Origin of the sequence: Aeromicrobium sp. UBA7512, assembly GCF_002476985.1 — a bacterium.
Classification (GTDB): Bacteria; Actinomycetota; Actinomycetes; order Propionibacteriales; family Nocardioidaceae; genus Aeromicrobium; species Aeromicrobium phoceense.
Genome location: NZ_DLNK01000005.1, coordinates 34119 through 55076, shown reverse-complemented (window position 1 = coordinate 55076; position 20958 = coordinate 34119). Strand labels below are relative to the sequence as shown.

Here is a 20958-nt window from a genome sequence, read left to right as displayed (position 1 = left end):
CTCAGCGGTCGCGCAGGCGCGGGGCGAGGTCGCGCTCGAACAGCTCGAGGAAGCGCTCCTGGTCGTGGCCGGGGGCGTGGAACACGAGGTGGTTGAAGCCCCAGTCGACGTACTGGCCGATCATCGCGGCGACCTCGTCGGGATCCGAGCCCACGATCCAGCGCTTCGCGATCTGCTCGATGGGCAGCGCGTCGGCGGCCTTCTCCATCTCGACCGGGTCGGTGATCGAGTGCTTCTGCTCTGGCGTGAGCGACAGCGGCGACCAGAACCGCGTGTTCTCCAGCGCCAGCTCGGGATCGGTGTCGTACGAGAGCTTGATCTCGATCATCCGGTCGGCGGCGTCGGGGTCGCGGTCGGCCTTCTCGGCGCCCTCGCGGAACGCCGGCAGCAGCTTCTCGGTGTAGAGCTCAGCGCCCTTGCCGGACGTGCAGATCGAGCCGTCACCGACGCGGCCGGCGTAGCGGGCCACCATGGGCCCGCCCGCCGCGATGTACACGGGGATGGGCTCGTCGGGCCGGTCGTAGATCGAGGCGTCGTGGGTCGAGTAGTACTCGCCCTCGAACGACACGCGCTCGTTCGACCAGAGCTCGCGCATGAGCCGCACCGACTCGCGCAGGCGGGCGAAGCGCTCCTTGAACTCGGGCCAGTCCTGCTCGCCCGCGCCGCGGAATCCGGTGGCGATCTCGTTGAGGGCCTCGCCGGTGCCGACGCCCAGGACGATCCGACCCGGGTACAGGCAGCCCATCGTCGCGAACGCCTGCGCGATCACGGCGGGGTTGTAGCGGAAGGTCGGCGTCATCACCGAGGTGCCGATGACGACCGACTCGGTCCGCTCCCCCACCGCGGTCATCCACGCGAGCGAGAACGGGGCGTGCCCGCCGACGTGGCGCCATGGCTGGAAGTGGTCGCTCGTCCAGACCGACTCCATCCCGTGCGCCTCGGCGGAGACGGCGAACTCCACCAGGTCGCGCGGACCGAACTGCTCGGCCGAGGCCTTGTATCCCAGCTTCAGCGGCTGGCGTTCGTTCATGACGACTCCTTCGGGGCGTGGGCGGCGGCATAGACCACCTTGCGGGAGATTCCGGTGCGCCGCGCGACGTCGGCGATCGCATCCTTCGTGCTGAGACCCTCGGCGCGGACCTCGGCCACCATCGCGGCGAGGTCGGTCTCGGCGAGGTCGGCCGGCGCCTGCGGCTCGGCACCGGAGACCACGATCGTGATCTCGCCGCGCACGCGCTCGCCGTCGGCGGCCCAGGCGGCCAGCTCCGACAGCGGGCCGCGCCTGACCTCCTCGTGGGTCTTGGTCAGCTCGCGGCACACGGCGGCACGGCGGTCGGAACCGAAGGCCTCGGCCATCGCCTCGAGCGTGGGGGCCGTGCGGTGCGGGGACTCGAAGAACACCATCGTGCGCTCGTCGGCGGCGAGGGCGCCCAGGACGCGGGCCCGCTCTCCCGGCTTGCGCGGCGGGAATCCCTCGAAGCAGAACCGGTCGACCGGCAGCCCCGACACCGCCAGGGCGGTGAGGACGGCCGACGGACCGGGAATCGCCGTGACCGGCAGGTCCTCGGCCACCGCGGCGGCCACGATCCGGTAGCCGGGGTCGGAGACGCTGGGCATCCCGGCGTCGGTGACCAGCACCACCGTGGCGCCGTCACGCAGGTGCTCGAGGAGCTCGACGGTGCGCTGCTGCTCGTTCCCCTCGAAGTACGAGACCACCTTCCCGGGCACCTCGACCCCCAGGTCGGAGGCGAGCCGGCGGAAGCGCCGCGTGTCCTCCGCGGCCACCACGTCGGCCTCGGCCAGCGCGACGGCGAGTCGCCCGGACGCGTCCGCCACGGTTCCGATGGGCGTCGCGGCGAGGATCAGCACCCCTCGATACTGCCACGGCGGCCCTGCGCCGCAGGTCCGGCGGCGGACGAAGAATGTAACTCGGAGTTCGCCAGCCTCTCCCACGGAGCGCCGCGTCTGGCTAGGGTGTGCGAGTGACTCTGCTGGACAGGATCAGCCTGCGCGCGTGGGAATGGATCGGACCGATCGCCATCGCCCTCGTGGCGTTCGCGCTGCGGATCTGGAAGGTGGGCAGCCCCAACTCGCTCACCTTCGACGAGACCTACTACGCCAAGGACGCCTGGGGGCTGATCCACGGCGGCTACGCACGGGACGCCACGGACGACGCCAACGGCCGCATCATCAACGGCGAGACCGACGTCTTCACGCAGGACCCGACGTGGATCGTCCACCCCGACGGCGGCAAGTGGCTGATCGCGATCGGCGAGAAGATCTACGGCCTGACGCCCCTGGGCTGGCGGTTCGCGGCGGTCGTCGTCGGCTCGCTCATGGTGCTCGTGCTGGCCCGGCTCGTGCTGCGCCTCACGGGCTCGCTCGCGCTCGGGTGCATCGCGGGGCTGCTGCTGGCGCTCGACGGGCTGCACTTCACGATGTCGAGGATCGCGCTGCTGGACATCTTCCTGGCGTTCTGGATCCTGTGCGCCGTCGCCTGCCTCGCGGTCGACCGCGACTGGCTCGGCGAGCGGCTGGCCGTCGACCGGCGCTACTACGCGTGGCGGCCGTGGCAGCTGGCCGCCGGCGCCTGCTTCGGCATGGCCGTGGCCACCAAGTGGAGCGGCCTGACCGTCCTGGCGGCGTTCGGCGTCACCGTCGTGATCTGGGAGGTCTGGGCCCGCGGCCGGGTCACCACCTGGCAGGAGGCCGCCACCCGCGTCCTGCGCGTCGGGCTGCCTGCGTTCGGCTGGCTCGTCGGCGTGGCCCTCGTCGTCTACCTGCTGACCTGGACGGGCTGGCTGCTGCACCACGACGTCTTCGAGGCCCGGTTCGGCCACGGGTACGGCGAGGAGCCCGTGTGGGGCAGCGTCTCCGATCCCACGCGTGGCCCGCTGGGCGGCGTGATCGACGCGTTCCGCTCGCTGTGGGCGTTCCACGTGATGACCCTGGACTTCCACACCGGCGACTACCTCGCCACCAAGACCCACCCCTACCAGTCGAACGCCTTCGGCTGGCTCATCCAGTGGCGGCCCACGAACGTCTCGTCGAACTTCGACATCGCCGCCGACGTCTGTGGAGCGGCGGCCGACTCCAAGTGCGTCCGCCAGGTGCTGACGCTGGGCAACCCCGCGCTGTGGTGGGTCGGCACGCTCGGCCTCGTCACCGCGCTGGTGGCCTGGATCCGCAATCCCACGTGGCGCTGGAGCCTGCCGCTCGTGGGCGTGCTCGCCACGTGGGCCCCGTGGTGGATCACGTCGGGCCGCCCCATCTTCACCTTCTACGCCGTCGCGATCGTGCCGTTCATGATCATCGCGCTGTGCCTCGTGCTCAACGCCATCCGGCGCCGCGTCCCCGACCGGCTGTGGTGGCCGGCCGTGGGGGCCTACCTCGGAGTCGTCGTCGTCGCGTTCTGGTACTTCTACCCGATCCTGGCCAACCGGATCATCACGTACGACCAGTGGCGCGAACGCATGTGGTGGGACCGCTGGATCTGAGACGATCACCGCATCCGCGACATGTGAGGTCGTGGAGGCAAGGATCGAGACGATGGCCGGACCGGCCGAGCCCGCGTCGACCGACGCGCCGGTGAGCGACGCCGCGCTGCTGGCCCGCGCCCAGCGCGGCGACACGTGGGCGTTCGGCGCACTGTTCGACCGGCACGTCGGTGCCGTCTACTGGCAGGCGCACCGCGTGGTCGGCGACGCCGACGAGGCAGAGGACGTCTGCCAGGACACCTTCGTCACGGCGTGGCGGCGGGTCGACGACATCACGATCGTCGACCGCTCGATCCTGCCGTGGCTCATGGTCACGGCCCGCTACACGGCGCTCAACGCCGGCCGCAAGCGGGCGCGGCTGCGCGCCGTGACGCTGGAGCACGAGCCGGCCGACGCGGCCGCCGACCCGGCCGGCCGCGTGGAGGAGGCCGCCGTCGCGGCGGCCATCGAGGCGGCCGTGTCCCGCCTCTCGGCCGTCGACCGCCGGCTCTTCGAGCTGTGCGTCGACGGCGACCTGACCTACGAGCAGGCGGCCGCCGAGCTGGGCGTGACCCACGGCGCCGTCCGCAACCGCGTGTCGCGGCTGCGGACCCGCCTGCGCGGCGACCTGCGTGAGGAGCGTGCGTGATGACCGGGACGGAACTGCCGGTGCTGGAGCCGGAGCGGATCGAGCGGATGAGGGCGGGCGTCATGGACGCCGTCACCGAGCACGAGGCGCAGTCGCGACGCCAGCGCCGGCGGGTGCGCGGCGTTCTGGCCGGCGCGGCCGCGGCTGCCGTGTTCGTCGTGGGCGGCGTGGGGATCGGGCTGAGCGGTGGTCTCGTGGGGACCACCGGCGGCTCGGACTCGGGCACCAGTGAGGTGAGCGACCTCGAGGCACCGGCCGCCCGTGAGGACGCCGGAGGGGTCCAGGACAGTGCCGAGGCCGACGACGCGGAGGCGCCGTTCGAAACCACGGTCGTCACCCGCGGGTCGATGTCGGTCGAGGTCGACGCGGTCGACGACGCGGTCGCCTCGATCCGTGACTTCGTCGGCGGCACGGGCGGTCGGATCGACTCCGAGAGCCTCGAGCGATCCAGCGCGAGCCTCGTGGTGCGGGTCCCGGCCCGCGACGTGGAGCCGCTGCGCCGCGAGCTCGACGAGCTCGGCGACCTCTCCGGGGTCTTCATCGAGCGCTCCGACCAGGCCACGGTCATCGCCGACGTCGACGCGCGGATCGAGTCGTTGGAGACCTCCATCCGGCGCCTGCGGGCGATCATCGCGAACTCCTCCTCCACGCGCGACCTCCTGGACGCGGAGGCGCAGCTGACCCAGCGCCAGGGCGAGCTGGAGTCGCTGCAGGCGCAGCGCCGGGCCCTGCGCGACGAGACCTCGCTGGCCACGATCGACGTGTCGGTCGTGGCGCGGGACGCCGCACGGTCGGTCGATCCCGGCGACGGCTTCGTCGGCGGGCTCACCCGCGGCTGGAACGCGCTGGTCGACACCGTCGACGCGCTCGTCACCGCCGTGGGCGTGGCCGTGCCGTGGCTGCTCCCGCTGGGGCTCGTGGCCGCCGTCGCGCTGGCGTTCCGACGGTGGCGGGCACGGCGCGACGAACGCTGATGCACTCCGCCCCACGCCGGTACCCGAACGCCTCATCGTTCGTCTGACCGGGCCCCGGGACGGGTCGCCCCTCGATGTGGCAGCGTGAGCCTCGACGCGGGCGAGGGCCGCCCGGACCACGGAGGTGCACATGAAGCTCGGACTCAGCCTCGGCTACTGGGGCAAGGGACAGCCGCCGGGCCAGGCCGAACAGCTGGCGCTGGCCGAGGAGCTCGGCTACGACTCGGTGTGGACCGCGGAGGCCTACGGCTCGGACGCGCTGACCCCGCTCGCGTGGCTCGGCGCCTCCACCTCGCGCATCAAGCTGGGCACCGGCATCGTCCAGATGTCGGCCCGCACGCCCACCGCCACCGCCATGGCCGCGATGACCCTCGACCACCTCTCGGGCGGCCGCGTGCTGCTGGGCCTGGGCGTCTCCGGCCCGCAGGTCGTCGAGGGCTGGTACGGCCAGCCGTACCCGCGCCCGCTCGCCCGCACCCGTGAGTACTTCGAGGTGCTGCGCCAGACCATCGCCCGCGAGCGGGTCGAGCACGACGGCGCACAGATCCAGATCCCCTACGTCGACAAGTACGGGATGAAGTCGACGGGCCTGGGCAAGGCGCTGCGCTCGACCCTGCACCCGGTCCGCGACCAGATCCCACTGCTGCTCGCCGCCGAGGGCCCGAAGAACATCGCCCTGTCGGCCGAGATCGCCGACGGCTGGCTGCCGTTCTTCTACTCGCCCTGGGACGCCGACTTCGCGCACACCGCGCTCGAGGAGGGCTTCGCCCGGCGCGCGCCCGAGCGCCTCCCCCGCGACCAGTTCGAGATCGCCTGCCCCGTGCAGGTGATCGTCTCGGACGACCTCGAGGCCGCGGCCGACTGGATCCGCCCGTTCATCGCCCTCTACGTGGGCGGCATGGGCGCGAAGGGCGCGAACTTCCACTTCGACGCCGTCGCGCGCCTGGGCTACGAGGAGGTCTGCGCGAAGATCCAGGACCTCTACCTCGAGGGCCGCAAGGACGAGGCCACCGCGGCGGTCCCGCTCGACCTCGTCGAGAAGATCGCCCTGATCGGCCCGAAGGAGAAGATCCGCGACGATCTCGCCGCCTGGAAGGAGTCCGTCGTCACGACCCTCATGGTCGGCGGCGACGCCGACACCCTGCGGATGATGGCCGAGCTGGTCCTCTGAGGCTGTCGGTTTCCCCGGTTAAGTGGGTTTCCTGTCACTTCACGAGGGTTGCGAACCTCGTGAAGTGACAGTTTCCCCGCTTAACCGGGGAAACTGTCACCCGCCCATAGCCCCAGCGCCGCGGCGACGAGGCTGAGGGCAAGCATCGCGGCGGCGTGGAGCGCGGCCGCGGTGAGCGCGCGGGTCCCGCCGGCGCGGGCCAGCAGCACGGACTCGACGCTGGCGGCCGAGAAGGTGGTGTAGCCGCCGAGCAGGCCCGTGCCGACGACGGCGCGCACGTCGGAGCCGGCCGTCGTCGATGCCACCACGAGACCGAGCACGAAGGACCCGGTGACGTTCACGGCGAACGTGCCCAGCGGGACCGATCCGCGGACCCACCGGGCGACCACGCCGTCGACGATGAAGCGGAGCGCGGCGCCGAGCCCTCCGGCGAGGGCGACCAGCGCGATCATCGGCCGGCCTCCCCGGACCGCTGCGCCGGGACGCCGCCGCCCGCAAGCACTCCGAGCGCCGCCGCGAGGACTCCCGCGACGACGCTCACCGAGGCGTACGCAAGCCCCAGCCCCACCGAGCCGCCGCCCAGCAGCCGGTCCACCTCGACCGCGAACGTGCTGTAGGTCGTGAAGCCGCCGAGCACCCCGGCGCCCAACGCGGGCCGAACGAACCGCCACGAGCCCGAACGACCACCACGCACCGCGAGCAGCGCCACGAGCAGCCCGAGCAGGAACGAGCCGGCCACGTTCACCCCGAAGGTCGCCCACGGCCAGTCCCCGTGGGCCACGGGGAGGGCGTCGGTGAGCAGGGCACGCGCGGCCGTGCCGATCGCGCCGCCGGCCAGGACGAGGGCGAGCACGGCGGGCTGCAGGAACAGCGGCCGCGCGGTGGCGTCGTCAGCGCGCACGGGAGTCCTCTCGGTGGTGACGGCACGGGTGCGCGCCGAGCCTACGCTCCCGGGAACGACAGCGCGGTGGACCGTGGCCGGAGCCACGATCCACCGCGCGTGAGTCGAAGGGACTACCGCTTCATCCTGAAGACGTAGACCTTCGTGACGGTGCGGGGCTTGCCGCCCGTCGGCGTGTACGTGGCCTTGACACGGATCTTCGTCGAGGCGGCGCCCTTCTTCTTCAGCTCCTTCTTGAGCCTGTTGATCGTCGCGCGTGACGGCTTGACCCACACCGCGGCCTTGCCGGAGGTGCCGACCCGCTTCGAGACGGTCTTCAGCGCGCCCTTCCGGGACGGGCCGACGGTCAACCGGCCGGCGCCGGGCAGCTGGATCTTCAGCTTCACCGCGGCGGCACGGGAGTAGGCCGAGGCCTTGGGCAGCGTGAACGCGTTGCTCGGCGCGGCCGGGACGGGGACGGGGACGGGGTCGGGGTCAGGCTCGGGGACGACCACCGGGGCCTTGATGCCCGTGCGCACCGCGGTGTCCAGGACGGTGCGCCAGCCGCCGTCCTGGCCCTCGGCCTGCGCGGGGCTCGCGTAGAACCAGTCCCAGGCCAGCGACACCGTGGTGCCCTTGCCCTCACGTGTCGAATACACGCCGGCATTGTCGTTGTCGGCGTCGGCGTACTGGCTCACGGCGCCCGCAGGCAGCGTGGAGATCTGGTAGGACATCGAGCCGTTGTTGCTCGGCAGCGTCGCCGGGCCACCGTGGAACGGGCTCCCGGTGGGTGCCACGTTGAGCCACTGGTCGTCACTGGTGGCCGCGACCTCGTACCCGAACAGTCCGTTGAGGGTTCCCAGGTGGTCCAGGGCGACGACGATGGTGCCACCGGCGTTGACCCACGAGACGATGGCGGACTTCGCGGCCGGCTCCAAGGCGGGCACCCACTCGCCGCGCTCGAGCTCGGGCACCACGAGCGTGTCCTGGCCCTCGAGTGCCGTGGTGACGGCCTCGGCGGTCGTGCCGGTGAACGGCGTCACCGTGTGGCCGTCGGCGCGCAGGCCCACGATCATGTTGGCGGCCTCGTGGCCCGGGTCCGTGCTCACGTTCTCGAGGTCGGTCGTGTCGACGAAGCTCGGGTCGTTGAGCAGGGCGATCTTGGCGCCGGGCGTCTCCGGCTCGGGGGCTGCCGTCGCGGCGGGCGCGGCGAACGCGAGAGCACCGGCCGCGAGGGCGCCGGTGAGGAGTCCGGACAGGACTCGGGACTGGTTCTTCGGGGGGATCATGCGCGTGAGCCTAGGGGCGCATGTGACTGCTGGGAGGACTTTCGTCCCAAGGTGGTGCCAAAGAACCACTCGATGTAGCAACGGCCACGGCTCGCACCCCCCGGACAGACGACGACGCCCCCGGAGCTGGTCCGGGGGCGTCGATCAGACGTGGAGCATAGGAGATTCGAACTCCTGACCTCTTCGATGCGAACGAAGCGCGCTACCAACTGCGCCAATGCCCCAAGGTCGTGATTCAGGATAGCAAGACCGTCGAGCCAGTCGCTCCCGAGGGTCGGTGAGTCGGGTCAGTGCCCGACGGCGTGCTGGTCGGTGCCGGCATCGCCCTCGTCCACGCCGGGCAGCTCGGTCTGCTCACCCTCGACGTGACCGGAGGTCCACGCGCCCGGCTGGCCGAACTCGATGGTGCGGACCGTGCGGCCCGCGCGCGGCTTGCTGACGTAGGTGGGCACCGTGATCGGCAGCGGGTCCCACAGCGGCTCGCCGCTGTTGGCCGAGACGCTGGGCACGGCGATCTGCAGCTGCTCGTCGAGGGCGTCGGCACCCAGGGGCGCGTCCATCTCCATGACGTTGCGACGGTCGGGGTCGAGGTCCTCGACCTGGTCGGAGACGACGACGGTCATCTCCTCGTCGGCCGCGGAGCCACCCACGGAGGTGGAGCTGCGGTCGCCCACCCGGCCGGCGGCCCAGCCGAGGACCCGGCCCGTGGCGGCGGGCACGGCGCGCAGCCCACGCAGCACACGGCCCTGCGAGGAGCGGCGGGCGATGCCACGTTCCTGGCGCACCATGACCCGGCACAGGACCAGCCAGCCGACGATCAGGCCGACGCCGATGGCCGGGGTCCAGACCGGCACGACCCGGCCGACGGCCAGGCCGGAGAGCGCCGCCAGCACGGCCACGAGCGTCAGCAACACGTTGCGACGGCGTCGGGCCGCGATCCGGGCGGCGTCGCGCGTGACGCGCGGACGCTGCGTGTCGACCGCCGGAGAAGTCCGGTCGACACGAGGGGAAGTCGAAGGGGTGGGGGCGGCCTCGGCGCGCTGCGGGGCCGCGGGGCTCTTCACCACGGGGCCGTTCTGCACGGGAAGGGCGTCCACGGGGCGCTCCTCGGCGGCGACGGAGACCCGGCGGGGCTCGACGACGCGGCGGGTCGGACCGTCCTGGTCCAACGAGGAGTTCTTGCTCGCCTCGTCGTAGCGACGCAGGACGAGCGGCACGAAGTACGCCGCCCACAGTGCGACGACGAACGCGACGATCAATCCGCTGGAACCCACGCTTGAAACCGTAGGTCGTGCAGCGCTCGATCCGTGGGAGCGAGCGGGGTGTGTCGCACCAGAGTTCACGCCGGCCCCGTCCGGCTCAGGCCGGGGGACGCTCCTGACGCAGCCGCTCGAGCACCCCGTGGGGCACGTCCTCCTTGAGCAGCTGGAAGACGCGGTGGTCGCGCCAGTCCCCTGCGATGTGCAGGTAGCGCGGGGCCAGACCGAACTCGGTGAAGCCCAGTTTCTCCACGACCCGCAGGCTCGCCGCGTTCTCCGGACGGATGGAGATCTCGATCCGGTGCAGGCCCGCCTTGGCGAACAGGTGGTCGCACACGAGCGCCACGGCGGTGGGCGTGACGCCCTTGCCGGCATGGCTGCGGGCCACCCAGTAGCCGATGCTCGCCCACAGGGCCGAGCCGCGTGTGATTCCCGTGACGGTGACCTGCCCGACCATGTCGCCGGCCCACGTGGCGGCGAACGGCATCGCAAGGCCCTCGCGGGCCTTGCGTCGCAGCGCCGCGATCGTGGCACCGTAGGAGTCGGGGGCGGTTCCCTCGCCGCGCGGCAGCGTGGCCTCCCAGGGAGACAGCCACTCGAGGTTCTCCGCACGCAGCCGGGCCCAGGTGGAGGCGTCGCGACGTGTGAGGGGTCGCACGCCGATCAAGCCGTCCGAGAGGGTCGCCGGCCAGCCGCGCGCCATCAGAAGTTGCGGTCCAGCACGAGGGTGCGGACGGTGTCGCCGAGGTGCAGCGCGCTCTCGTCCTCACCGACCACGATCAGGGCATTGGCCTTGGCGAGCGCGCCCACGAGGTGGGGCCCGGTGTGCGGCAACGGCGTGACCTTCGCCCCGCGGTGCGTGACCTCGAAGAACGCGGGGCGGTACTCGCGGACGCCGGTGTCGGAGGTGAGGTCCTCCGCGAGCACCGCGTGCACCTGCGGACGCCGGTAGGGCGTGCGGCCGAGCATGCGGCGGATCGCCGGCACGACGAAGACCTCGAAGCCGACGTAGGCCGAGACGGGATCCCCCGGCAGCGTGATGACCGGGGTCTGCTCGTCGAAGACGCGACCGAAGCCGTGGGTGCGCCCCGGGCTGATCGCGATGTCGGAGAAGGTGACCTCGCCGATCTCGGAGAGCGTGCGCTTCACCAGCGCGCGCTCGTCGCCGGTGATGCCGCCGGTGGTGATCACCAGGTCGGCGCGCACCAGCTGGTCGGACAGGACGCGCTTGAAGTGCGCCGGGTCGTCGTCGACGACGCCCACGCGGTAGGCGATCGCGCCGAGGTCACGCACGGCGGCCGCGAGCATCGAGGAGTTGGCGTCGTGCACCGAGTCGGCGTCGAGGTGGGCCCCAGGCTCGCGCAGCTCGCGGCCCGTGGACATGACCACCACGCGCGGGCGGGGCCGGGCGCGCACGCGGTCGCGTCCGATCGCCGCCAGCAGGCCGATCTCGCGAGGACCGAGGACCGCGCCCTCGGGCAGCGCGATGCCGCCGCGGGACAGGTCACCGGCCGCGTGCCGCACGCCCGAGCCGGCCAGCACGGCGCGGCTGATGGCGACGCGGGTGCGACCACCGTCGGTGGAGTCGGCCGCCACCACGGCGTCGGCGCCGCGCGGGAGCGGCGCGCCGGCCATGATCCGCACGCACGAGCCGCCGCTGATGGCGAAGGGCTTGCCCAGGCCGGGGACGATCTCGGCGACGACGGGAAGCTCGACGGGGTCACCGGGTCGGGCCCCGACCACGTCGGTGGCGTTGACGGCGTAGCCGTCGACCGCGGCGGAGGAGAAGCGCGGCAGGTCCTCGTTGCTGATGACGTCCTCGTGCAGGGTCAGACCGAGGGACTCCACGACGGGCTGGTCGTAGGCCGCGAGCGGTCCGACGCCCCGCAGGATCGTCTCGAGATGGTCCTCGACCGTCAGGCGCCCGGGGGCGACGCTGACGGGACGCGTCCGCGGAGGCAGCTGACCTGACGACATGCGTGCCAGCCTAACGGCCGTTCCGCCTCAGATCCCGGACAGCACCGTTCCGGAGGCCACGTGGCGCGGTCGGCCCTCGTCCTCGAGGACCACGTCGCCGCGCACGACCACGCCCTCGCCGAAGCTCCAGTCACCGCGCACGGTGAGGGACGAGGCGTACAGCAGACCCACCGAGAACGGCACCCGCTTGTCGAACTCGCTGATCGCGCCGAAGTAGCGCTTGTCGAGGGAGACCGAGGGAACCTCGTCCACGCGCGCCCGCATCTGGTAGTCGGGGCCCACGTCGTAGACGTCGGACCGCAGCAGCATCAGGTCGTCGGTGGTCTTCACCGGCAGGAACCGGGCCCGGTCGACCTCGATCGCCGTGGCGCCCTCGAACACCGAGATGGCCGCACCCATCGCGGACTCGATCTGGATGACCTGCGGGCTGTCGGGGTCGGTGGGGTCGACATTCTTCTGGTTGCGGATCAGCGGCAGGTCGAGCACGCCGTTCGCCCGGTCGAGCTCGGCGCGCAGGGACGGCAGGTCGAACCACAGGTTGTTCGTGTGGAAGTACCGGTGGACCGACAGGTCGGCGGCGGCGTCGCGGTCGTCCTTGGCGATCTGGGCGGTCTCGCGCAGGATGAGCCGGCCGTCCGAGCGGCGCACGACGAGGTGGCCGCCCTTCACGTCGGCGGGGGTCCGGCGGCACACCTCGGCGGCGTACGGCGCCCCGGTCTGGGCGAACCAGGCCATCATCGCGGGGTCGGGCACGGCGCCGAGGTTGTCGGCGTTGGAGATCGAGGCGTAGCGGTAGCCGGCCTCGATCAGCTGGTCCAGGACGCCCGAGGCGTCGAGCGCCGTGTAGAGGTCGGCGTGTCCGGGCGGGCACCACTCGAGCGACGGGTCGTCGGGCCAGTCGACGGGCTCGAGCGTCTCGGCGTCCAGGCGCGGCTCGCGGTTCTGCAGGAAGTCCAGCGGCAGGTCACCGACCCGGAGCTCCGGGTATCGCGCCAGCGTCGCGAGGGTGTCGTCACGGGTGCGGAAGCTGTTCATGAACAGCAGCGGCAGGTCGACGCCCAGGGTGGAGCGCACGTGCCAGACCTGGTCGACGATGAGGTCCAGGAAGCTGAGCCGGTGCTTGATCGGCAGCAGGGACTTCGCCTGCGTCATCCCCATCGTGGTGCCGAGCCCGCCGTTGAGCTTGATGACCACGGTCTCGGCGGCGGCGCGACGCAGGGTCTCGGCGTCGAAGTCGAGCGACTCGATGCTCGCGACGTCCTTCAGCGGCTCGACCTCGGACTCCGGGATCAGGCCGGACGCGCCCTCGTGGAGCTGGTGGTAGAACGCCGTGAAGACGTCGATGGCCTGCTCGGGCAGTCCGTCCGAGCGCATCTTCTCCTGTGCGGCTGCCAGTGCATTCATCGGCCCTAGGCTAGCGCCATGTCGACTTCCGTGACGGGTGAGAAGTCCAACCTGCGCGAAGCGGTCGCCTCACGTCGACGGGCCAGGCCGGCCGGGGATCGGGTCCTCGCGGCCGAGGCGATCGCCCTGCATGCCGCCGCGCTCCCCGCGCTGGTGCGGGCGCGTCGCGTCGCGGCCTACCTGTCGCTGCCGAGCGAGCCCGGCACCGCCCCGTTGCTCGAGATGCTGGTGGGACGGGGCGTCGAGGTGCTGGTGCCCGTGAGCCGGCCCGACCGCACGCTGGACTGGGCGGCGTACGAGCCGGGGGCGGTGGTCGCCGGCGCGCTGGGCGTGCCCGCGCCCACGGGCCCCACGCTGGGCCCCGAGGCCCTCGCCATGTGCGACGTGGCCCTGGTGCCGGGACTGGCCGTGGACCACGCCGGGAACCGGCTCGGCCGGGGCGCGGGATACTACGACCGCGCCCTGGCGGACTTCACCGGCGTCACCTGCGCCGTCGTGTTCGAGGACGAGCTGCTGCCGCACGTGCCCCGCGAGCCGCACGACCGGCCCGTGGACCTCGTCCTCACTCCCTCGGGCACGTTCCGCCCCGAACGGGACTGACAGCCCTAACGGCCGGCGCGCCTCAGGACACCTGGACGATCGGCAGGCGGTAGGCGGCCGGCGCGGACTCGGGGACGACCGGGTTCTTCGGCATCACCGGCTCGAGCCGGCGGTAGGCGCGGCCGAGCGGGGGTCGCTCGTCGCGCTCGCCGCGGTTGGGCCACAGCGCCACCGCCCGCTCGGCCTGCGCGGTGATCGTGAGCGACGGGTTCACGCCCAGGTTCGCGCTGATCGCCGAGCCGTCGATGACGTGGAGTCCCTCGTGGCCGTAGAGCCGCTGGTACGGGTCGATCACGCCGGTCTCGGGCGAGTCTCCGATCGCGCAGCCGCCCAGGAAGTGCGCCGTCATCGGGATGCCGATGGGCTCGGTGACGATGCCGCCGGCGACGCCGTCCATGTAGTCGGCCATCTCCGACACCGCGCGGTGCGCCTCCGGGATGTAGGTGGGGTTCGGCTCCCCCGACCCCTGCTTCGTGGTCATCTTGCGACCACCGAACAGCCGGCGCTTCGTGTAGGTGGTGATCGAGTTGTCGCGGGCCTGCATCACCAGGGCGATCACGGTGCGCTCGGACCAGTGGAACGCGTCGTAGAGCTTGGGCAGCCGCGGCGCGATCTTGACGATGTTCTTGAGCACCGTGAACACGCTCGGCTTGCCGTTCCCACTGCCGTCGGTGGACAGCACCATCTGCACGAACATCATCACGTTGGAGCCCTTGCCGTAGCGGACGGGCTCGATGTGGGTCGTGTCGTTCGGGTGGATGGAGGACGTGATCGCGACACCGCGGGTGTAGTCGACGTCGCGGTGCATCGCCACCGACCCCATGAGGGCTTCGGAGTTGGTGCGGGTGAGCAGTCCGAGCCGGTCGGAGATGTTCGGCAGGCTGCCCGAGTCGCGCAACTGGTGCAGCAGCCGCTGGGTGCCCAGCGAGGCGGCGGCGAAGATGACCTGCTCGGCGCGGATGACCGGCTGCCTGCCGCGCCACTTCCTCGTCGAGCGCGTGTGCACCTCGTAGCCGCCACCCGCCGGGCGGACGTCGACCACGGTGGTGAGGTCGCGGACCTCGGCTCCGGCCTGCTCGGCGAGGTACAGGTAGTTCTTCACGAGGGTGTTCTTCGCGTTGTGGCGGCAGCCCGACATGCACTCACCGCAGTTGATGCAGGTGCGGCGGGCCGGACCGACGCCGCCGAAGTAGGGGTCGCCCACGTCGCGTCCCTCGTCGTCACCGAACAGCACGCCGACGGGCGCGAAGTGGAAGCTGTCTCCGTAGCCCAGGCGCTCCGCGGTGTTCTTCACGACCGTGTCGGCCGGGCTCATCTGCGTGACCGGGTTGACGCCGAGCATGCGCTTCGCCTGGTCGTAGTAGGGCGCGAGCTCGCTCTTCCAGTCGGTGATGTGGCTCCAGGCCGGATCCTCGTAGAACGGGTCGAGCGGCTCGTAGAGGGTGTTGGCGTAGACCAGCGACCCGCCGCCGACGCCCGCGCCGGCCAGCACGAGGGAGTTGCGCAGCAGGTTGATCCGCTGGATGCCGTAGCACCCCAGCTTCGGCGCCCACAGGTACTCGCGCAGGTGCCAGGAGTTCTTGGCGAACTCGTGGTCGGCGAAGCGTCGGCCCGCCTCCACGACGAGGACCTTGTAGCCCTTCTCGGTCAGCCGCAGCGCCGAGACGCTGCCGCCGAACCCCGATCCCACGATGACGACGTCGTAGTCGAACTCACTCATGCTCGTCTTCCTCTCAGGCCCGGCGGGTGAAGCGACGCAGGCCGATGAGGCCCATGGTCAGGAGGGCACCGAAGGTGCGCTTGGACAGGAACGACGGGCCCCCCACGGGGATCACCCGCTGGACGCCGATCGACTGGGTCTCGGTGAAGCGCAGCAGGCCCTCGGCGCCCTGGCGGCGGCCGGTGCCCGACTCCTTCATCCCGCCCATGGGCGCACCGATGCTGCCGAAGGTGGCGGCGAAGCCCTCGTTGACGTTGACCGTGCCGGCCTTGATGCGGGTGGCGACCTTGCGGGCCCGGCGCGCCGGACCCCAGACGCTGGCGTTCAGTCCGTAGGGGGTGTCGTTCGCCGCCTGCACGGCCTCGCCGATGCTGCGGTACCGGTGGAGCGAGACGAGCGGGCCGAAGGTCTCCTCGGCGAAGCACAGCGCCGACTCGGGCACGTCCTCCAGCACGGTGGGCTCGTGGAACCACGGCGCGATGTCGGGGCGGGCGTGACCGCCCGAGACGAGGGTTGCCCCGTGGTCGAGCGCGTCGGCGACGTGCTTCTGGGTGGTGGCCAGCTGCGACGGCGAGACGAGGGTGCCCATCTCGACCTCCCAGTCGGCGTTCGCGCCGTAGGCCAGGTGGGAGAGGCGCTCGGCCAGCCCGTCGCGGTAGCGGTCGTAGATCGAGTCGTGCACGTAGACGCGCTCGATGGAGACGCACAGCTGACCCGCCGAGCTGAACGCCGCGGTCACCGTGCCCTCGACGGCCTTCTCGACGTCGGCGCCGGGCAGGACGATCATCGGGTTCTTGCCGCCCAGCTCGAGCGAGCAGCCGATGAGCCGCTGCGAGCACTGCGCGGCGACGCGCTTGCCGGTGGCCGTGGAGCCCGTGAAGCAGATGTAGTCGGCGTGGTCGATGATCACCGAGCCGATGACCGAGCCGGCCCCGCTGACGACCTGCCAGAGGTCCTTCGGGAAGCCGGCGCGGTGCATGAGCTCGATGATCGCCAGAGCAGTGAGGGGCGACTGGCTGTCGGGCTTGTGCACCACCGCGTTGCCCGCGGCGACCGCGGCGAGGCCGTCGACGAGCGCCATCGAGAGCGGGTAGTTCCATGGCGTGATCAGCCCGACGACGCCCTTCGGCTGGTGGTGCTCGCGGACGCCCGTGATGACCGGGTAGACCCCGTTGCGCCGGTGCGGGCCGAGGATCCGCGACAGCCTGCGCCCGTAGTAGCGGCCGGTCAGGGCCGTGTGCAGCACCTCGTCGAACGCGTGGGAGCGGGCCTTGCCCGACTCCAGCTGGATCAGGTCGAGCAGCTCGCCCTGGTGCTTCAGCACGAGGTCGTGGAGGCGCAGCAGCGCCTTCTTGCGGCGGCGCAGCGGCGTGCGCGCCCAGTCGAGCTGGGCCACGCGGGCCGCGGCGAAGGCGTCGAGCACGTCCTGGTCGGTGGAGACCGGGACGGTGGCGACGTCGGCGCCGTCCAGCGGCGAGACGGTCGTGCGGGTCTCCGTGCCCGTGGCCCGGATCAGGGCGGTGAGCTCGGCGATGCGCGCGGGCGCGACTGTGATCTGGGCGACATCAGACATGAAGAGGACGATACCCCGGAACGGCCTGATGTGACACCGCGTCTGTCACATCATGTCAACGACGGTTACACCGCGCCGGTGCTGTCGAGGCGCTTGGCGAAGCAGACCGACTCCGGCACCTGGTCGTACGGCGGGTAGACCTCGATGGGCTCGTAACCGAACCGCGCGTAGAGGGCGATCGCGGCGCGCTGCCGCTCCCCCGTGTGCAGCACGACACGGTCGGTGATCTCGGCGGCGCGCGCCTCGATCGCGGCCAGCAGGCGCGCCGCGATGCCCGTGCCGCGGGTGGACGGCAGGAGGTACATCCGCTTGATCTCGACGAGGTCGCGCAGCCGGCGCAGGCTCACGGTGCCCACGGGCTCGTCGCCATCGAGGACGAGCAGGCAGGCCAGCACCGAGTCGGGGTCGATCCCCTCGGCGCCCGTGCCGTGGCGGGCCTCGCCGTAGAGCTCGGCCATCTCCGTCGCCATGCGGCTGCGCAGCGCAGCGGCCCGCGGGTCGAGGAAGTCGACCTCGACGATCTCCGCAGTCACCGCCGGACCACCGGACCGGGGTCGCGGACGTCGGCCAGCATCGTGTGGGTGGCGCGGGTCGCCTTCAGCAGCGGCCGGTCGAGTGTGGCCACGGCGAGCCCCTCGACCTCACTGACCTCGGCGAGGACGCGTCCCTCGGGGTCGTACACGGCGCTGCCGCCGTCGAACTCCGCACCGGCCACCGAGCCGCTGAGTCCGCTGACCACCACGAACATCCCGTTCTCGACCGCACGGGCCCGGTAGTAGACCTCGCGGCGATGGGCACTGCCGGCGAAGTAGGCCACCGAGGCTGCGTAGACCTCGGCGCCGGCGAGCGCCACGGCGCGGGCGTGCTCGGGGAAGCAGCCGTCGTAGCAGATCGAGAGGCCCACGGCCCAGCCCTTCACGTCGATGACGACGCTGTGGGCACCTGGCGCGACGTGGTCATTCTCGTCGCCGCAGGGGTTCTGCTTGTCGTAGATCCGCCGGCCGGCCGGGTCGTCGCCCAGGCCGAACGCCAGCGTGGAGATCGTGAAGCCGTCGGGGCCGTCGAGGCAGGCGCCGACGAGCGCCACCGTGCCGGCCGCCGCGGCCGCGTCGGCGATCGGCTGGAGCCGCGGGTCGGTCTCCCCCACGACGATCGGGGGCATCCGGTAGCCGCCCAGGAAGAGTTCGGGCATCACCAGCAGGTCGGCGCGCGCCGTTTCGATCGCCCGGACCACCGTGGCGATGTCGGCCTCGACGTCGCCGGCCGAGGCGTACTGGCCGGCTGCGACGCGCAGCGTCACCCGAGGACGACCTCGATGCGCTGGAACTCCTTGAGGTCGGTGTAGCCGGTGGTGGCCATCGCGCGGCGCAGCGCCCCGACGAGGTTCATCGTGCCGTCGGGCACGTGCGACGGGCCGAACAGCACCTGCTCGAGCGAGCCGACCGTGCCGATCTCCACGCGCTCGCCGCGCGGCAGGTCGTCGTGCCAGGCCTCGGCACCCCAGTGGAAGCCCTGGCCCGGCGCATCGGTGGCGCGCGCGAACGGCGAGCCGATCATGACGGCGTCGGCACCGCAGGCGAACGCCTTGGCGAGGTCACCGCTGCGGCCGATCGAGCCGTCGGCGATGACGTGCACGTAGCGACCGCCGGACTCGTCGAGGTAGTCGCGGCGTGCCGCGGCGACGTCGGAGACGGCGGAGGCCATCGGCACCGCGACGCCCAGCACGCTGCGCGTGGTGTGGGTGGCGCCGCCGCCGAAGCCGACCAGCACGCCCGCGGCGCCCGTGCGCATCAGGTGCAGCGCGGCCTGGTGCGTGGCGCAGCCGCCCACGATCACCGGCACGTCGAGCTCGTAGATGAACTCCTTGAGGTTCAGCGGCTCGGCGTTGCCCGAGACGTGCTCGGCCGAGACCGTGGTGCCGCGGATGACGAACAGGTCGACGCCGGCCTTCACGACCGCGTCGGCGAACTGCTTGGTGTGGCCCGGGGACAGGGAGCCGGCGACCGTGACGCCGGCGTCGCGGATCTCCTGCAGGCGGGCGGTGATCAGCTCGGCCTTGATCGGCTCGCTGTAGATCTGCTGCAGGCGCCGGGTGACCTGCGCGGGCTCGATCCGGGCGATCTCCTCCAGCTGCGGGCGGGGATCCTCGTACCGGGTCCACAGGCCCTCGAGGTTGAGCACGCCGAGGCCGCCGAACTTGCCGAGCGCGATCGCGGTCTCGGGGCTCATCACCGAGTCCATCGGCGCGGCGATCACCGGCAGGTCGAAGCGGTAGGCGTCGATCTGCCAGTGCGTCGACACCTCCTGCGGGTCGCGCGTGCGACGGCTGGGCACGATGGCGATGTCGTCGAAGTGGTAACCCTGCCGGCCTCGCTTGGCCAGTCCGATGTCGATGCTCACCCGCCCAGCCTATCGGGCGCCGATCGCGTCAGAGGATCGTGTAGTTCGGCGCCTCGACGGTCATCTGGATGTCGTGCGGGTGGCTCTCCTTGAGCCCCGCCGACGTGATCCGCACGAAGCGTCCGCGCTCACGCAGCTCGGGGATCGACCGCGAGCCCACGTAGAACATCGACTGGTGCAGGCCGCCGACCAACTGGTGCGCGACCGAGGAGAGCGGACCCCGGTAGGCGACCCTGCCCTCGATGCCCTCGGGGACGATCTTCTCGTCGTTCGTGACGTCGGCCTGGAAGTAGCGGTCCTTGGAGTAGGACTTCTTGCCGCGGGAGGCCATCGCGCCCACCGAGCCCATGCCGCGGTAGGTCTTGTACTGCTTGCCCGCGACGAAGATCAGCTCGCCGGGACTCTCCTCGCAGCCGGCCAGCAGCGAGCCCACCATGACGCTCTCGGCGCCGGCGACGAGCGCCTTGGCGATGTCGCCGGAGTACTGCAGGCCGCCGTCGGCGATCACGGGGATGCCCGCGGGCTCGGCCGCCAGCGACGCCTCGTAGACCGCGGAGATCTGGGGCACGCCGACACCCGCGACGACGCGCGTGGTGCAGATGGAGCCCGGCCCGACGCCGACCTTCACGGCGTCGACGCCTGCGTCGACCAGCGCCTGGGCGCCCTCACGCGTGGCGACGTTGCCGCCGATGATCTGCACGCCGTCGAACGCGGAGTCGGCCTTGAGCTTGCGCACCATGTCGAGCAGGGCGCGGGCGTGGCCGTGGGCCGTGTCGACCACGAGCACGTCGACGCCGGCCTCCATGAGGCGCGTGGCGCGCTCGTAGGAGTCGCCGAAGAAGCCGACGGCCGCACCGACGAGCAGGCGGCCCTCGGCGTCCTTGCTGGCCATCGGGAACTGCTCGGACTTCACGAAGTCCTTGACGGTGATGAGGCCGGCGAGCTTGCCCTGGTCGTCGACGATCGGCAGGCGCTCGCGCTTGTGCTGGCGCAGCAGGGCGGAGGCGTCCTCACGGCTGATGCCGACCGGGCCGGTGATGAGCGGCATGTGGGTCATGACGTCGTGGACGAGCGTGGTGGCCCACTCGGCGACGGGCGTGAAGCGCAGGTCGCGGTTGGTGACGATGCCCAGCAGCGTGTTGTCCTCGTCGACGACCGGGAGGCCGGAGACGCGGTACTCGCCGCAGCGCTCGTCGAGCTCCTCGAGCGTGGCCTTCGGGCCGATCGTGACGGGGTTGGGGATCATGCCCGTCTGCGTGCGCTTCACGAGGTCGACCTGGTACGCCTGGTCGTCGATCGAGAGGTTGCGGTGCAGGATGCCGATGCCACCCTCGCGCGCCATCGCGATGGCCATGCGCGACTCGGTGACCGTGTCCATCGCACTGGACAGCAGCGGGATCCGCAACGAGATCTCGCGCGTCAGCCGGGTCGTGGTGTCGACCTCACTGGGGATGACGTCGGTCTCGCCGGGAAGCAGCAGGACGTCGTCGTACGTGAGGCCGAGGGAGGAGAACTTGTCGGGGATGCCCACCATGGGCCGAGTCTACCCGCGCGCGACCGCGCTCCCACACGCGCGGGATGTGATC

The 20958-nt window shown here is 71.8% G+C and carries 20 protein-coding genes and 1 tRNA gene; 5 read left to right on the top strand and 16 right to left on the bottom strand.

What is annotated here, in order from left to right:
• Position 1: 1 nt before the first annotated feature.
• Positions 2-1030, bottom strand: a complete 1029-nt coding sequence (gene fgd / locus B2363_RS06590) for a glucose-6-phosphate dehydrogenase (coenzyme-F420) (RefSeq protein WP_286929284.1) — start codon at positions 1028-1030, stop codon at positions 2-4.
• Positions 1027-1869, bottom strand: coding sequence for a 16S rRNA (cytidine(1402)-2'-O)-methyltransferase (rsmI, locus tag B2363_RS06585; protein WP_286929283.1), 843 nt, complete (start codon positions 1867-1869; stop codon positions 1027-1029). The genes fgd and rsmI overlap by 4 nt, the downstream gene beginning before the upstream one ends.
• A gap of 113 nt (positions 1870-1982) precedes the next feature.
• On the opposite strand from rsmI, the gene B2363_RS06580 reads away from it, so the two are divergent.
• The 4 genes from B2363_RS06580 to B2363_RS06565 all read left to right on the top strand — a co-directional run bounded on the left by B2363_RS06580 (position 1983) and on the right by B2363_RS06565 (position 6270).
• Positions 1983-3497: a dolichyl-phosphate-mannose--protein mannosyltransferase gene (locus B2363_RS06580; protein ID WP_286929281.1), complete on the top strand. Its 1515-nt coding sequence runs from the start codon at positions 1983-1985 to the stop codon at positions 3495-3497.
• A 52-nt stretch (positions 3498-3549) separates the two neighbouring features.
• Entirely contained in the window at positions 3550-4125 is a 576-nt protein-coding gene (locus B2363_RS06575; protein ID WP_286929280.1) for an RNA polymerase sigma factor, read from the top strand.
• The gene (locus B2363_RS06570; protein WP_286929278.1) at positions 4125-5099 is read left to right on the top strand and encodes a DUF4349 domain-containing protein; all 975 of its coding nucleotides are present in this window, start codon (positions 4125-4127) and stop codon (positions 5097-5099) included. Before B2363_RS06575 ends, B2363_RS06570 begins: the two co-directional genes overlap by 1 nt.
• A gap of 130 nt (positions 5100-5229) precedes the next feature.
• A complete protein-coding gene (locus B2363_RS06565) occupies positions 5230-6270 on the top strand; it encodes an LLM class F420-dependent oxidoreductase (RefSeq protein ID WP_286929277.1) in 1041 nt (346 codons plus the stop codon).
• An 80-nt stretch (positions 6271-6350) separates the two neighbouring features.
• Here B2363_RS06565 and B2363_RS06560 read toward each other — a convergent pair whose 3' ends face one another.
• From B2363_RS06560 to B2363_RS06525, 8 genes are all read right to left on the bottom strand, one after another.
• Entirely contained in the window at positions 6351-6722 is a 372-nt protein-coding gene (locus B2363_RS06560; RefSeq protein WP_286929275.1) for a fluoride efflux transporter FluC, read from the bottom strand.
• Positions 6719-7171, bottom strand: coding sequence for a fluoride efflux transporter FluC (locus tag B2363_RS06555; RefSeq protein WP_286929274.1), 453 nt, complete (start codon positions 7169-7171; stop codon positions 6719-6721). Before B2363_RS06555 ends, B2363_RS06560 begins: the two co-directional genes overlap by 4 nt.
• A 113-nt stretch (positions 7172-7284) precedes the next feature.
• Positions 7285-8439, bottom strand: coding sequence for a hypothetical protein (locus B2363_RS06550; RefSeq protein WP_286929273.1), 1155 nt, complete (start codon positions 8437-8439; stop codon positions 7285-7287).
• 151 nt (positions 8440-8590) lie between these two features.
• A tRNA-Ala gene (locus B2363_RS06545) sits at positions 8591-8663 on the bottom strand.
• Positions 8664-8726: 63 nt separating this feature from the next.
• Complete coding sequence (locus B2363_RS06540; RefSeq protein WP_286929271.1) at positions 8727-9713, bottom strand: hypothetical protein; 987 nt, start codon at positions 9711-9713, stop codon at positions 8727-8729.
• An 85-nt stretch (positions 9714-9798) separates the two neighbouring features.
• Positions 9799-10401, bottom strand: a complete 603-nt coding sequence (locus tag B2363_RS06535; RefSeq protein WP_286929270.1) for a GNAT family N-acetyltransferase — start codon at positions 10399-10401, stop codon at positions 9799-9801.
• Positions 10401-11675 (bottom strand): gephyrin-like molybdotransferase Glp, encoded by a 1275-nt coding sequence (glp, locus tag B2363_RS06530; protein WP_181754659.1) that lies wholly within the window; start codon positions 11673-11675, stop codon positions 10401-10403. Before glp ends, B2363_RS06535 begins: the two co-directional genes overlap by 1 nt.
• A 27-nt stretch (positions 11676-11702) precedes the next feature.
• Complete coding sequence (locus B2363_RS06525) at positions 11703-13079, bottom strand: UTP--glucose-1-phosphate uridylyltransferase (protein ID WP_286929268.1); 1377 nt, start codon at positions 13077-13079, stop codon at positions 11703-11705.
• An 18-nt stretch (positions 13080-13097) separates the two neighbouring features.
• Here B2363_RS06525 and B2363_RS06520 point away from each other — a divergent pair, with 18 nt between their 5' ends.
• Complete coding sequence (locus B2363_RS06520) at positions 13098-13679, top strand: 5-formyltetrahydrofolate cyclo-ligase (protein ID WP_286929266.1); 582 nt, start codon at positions 13098-13100, stop codon at positions 13677-13679.
• A gap of 22 nt (positions 13680-13701) precedes the next feature.
• On the opposite strand, the gene B2363_RS06515 is transcribed toward B2363_RS06520, so the two are convergent.
• From B2363_RS06515 to guaB, 6 genes are all read right to left on the bottom strand, one after another.
• On the bottom strand, positions 13702-15399 hold the full coding sequence (locus B2363_RS06515) for a GMC family oxidoreductase (protein WP_286929264.1): 1698 nt from the start codon (positions 15397-15399) through the stop codon (positions 13702-13704).
• Positions 15400-15412: 13 nt separating this feature from the next.
• Entirely contained in the window at positions 15413-16972 is a 1560-nt protein-coding gene (locus B2363_RS06510) for a succinic semialdehyde dehydrogenase (RefSeq protein ID WP_286929262.1), read from the bottom strand.
• Positions 16973-17037: 65 nt separating this feature from the next.
• On the bottom strand, positions 17038-17505 hold the full coding sequence (locus tag B2363_RS06505) for a GNAT family N-acetyltransferase (protein ID WP_286929260.1): 468 nt from the start codon (positions 17503-17505) through the stop codon (positions 17038-17040).
• On the bottom strand, positions 17502-18272 hold the full coding sequence (locus B2363_RS06500) for a carbon-nitrogen hydrolase family protein (protein WP_286929258.1): 771 nt from the start codon (positions 18270-18272) through the stop codon (positions 17502-17504). The genes B2363_RS06505 and B2363_RS06500 overlap by 4 nt, the downstream gene beginning before the upstream one ends.
• Positions 18269-19366 carry a GuaB3 family IMP dehydrogenase-related protein gene (locus B2363_RS06495; protein WP_286929763.1) on the bottom strand — a complete coding sequence of 366 codons (1098 nt, stop codon included), beginning with the start codon at positions 19364-19366 and terminating at the stop codon, positions 18269-18271. Before B2363_RS06495 ends, B2363_RS06500 begins: the two co-directional genes overlap by 4 nt.
• Positions 19367-19400: 34 nt before the next feature.
• Positions 19401-20906 carry an IMP dehydrogenase gene (guaB, locus tag B2363_RS06490; RefSeq protein ID WP_181754643.1) on the bottom strand — a complete coding sequence of 502 codons (1506 nt, stop codon included), beginning with the start codon at positions 20904-20906 and terminating at the stop codon, positions 19401-19403.
• Positions 20907-20958: the final 52 nt, after the last annotated feature.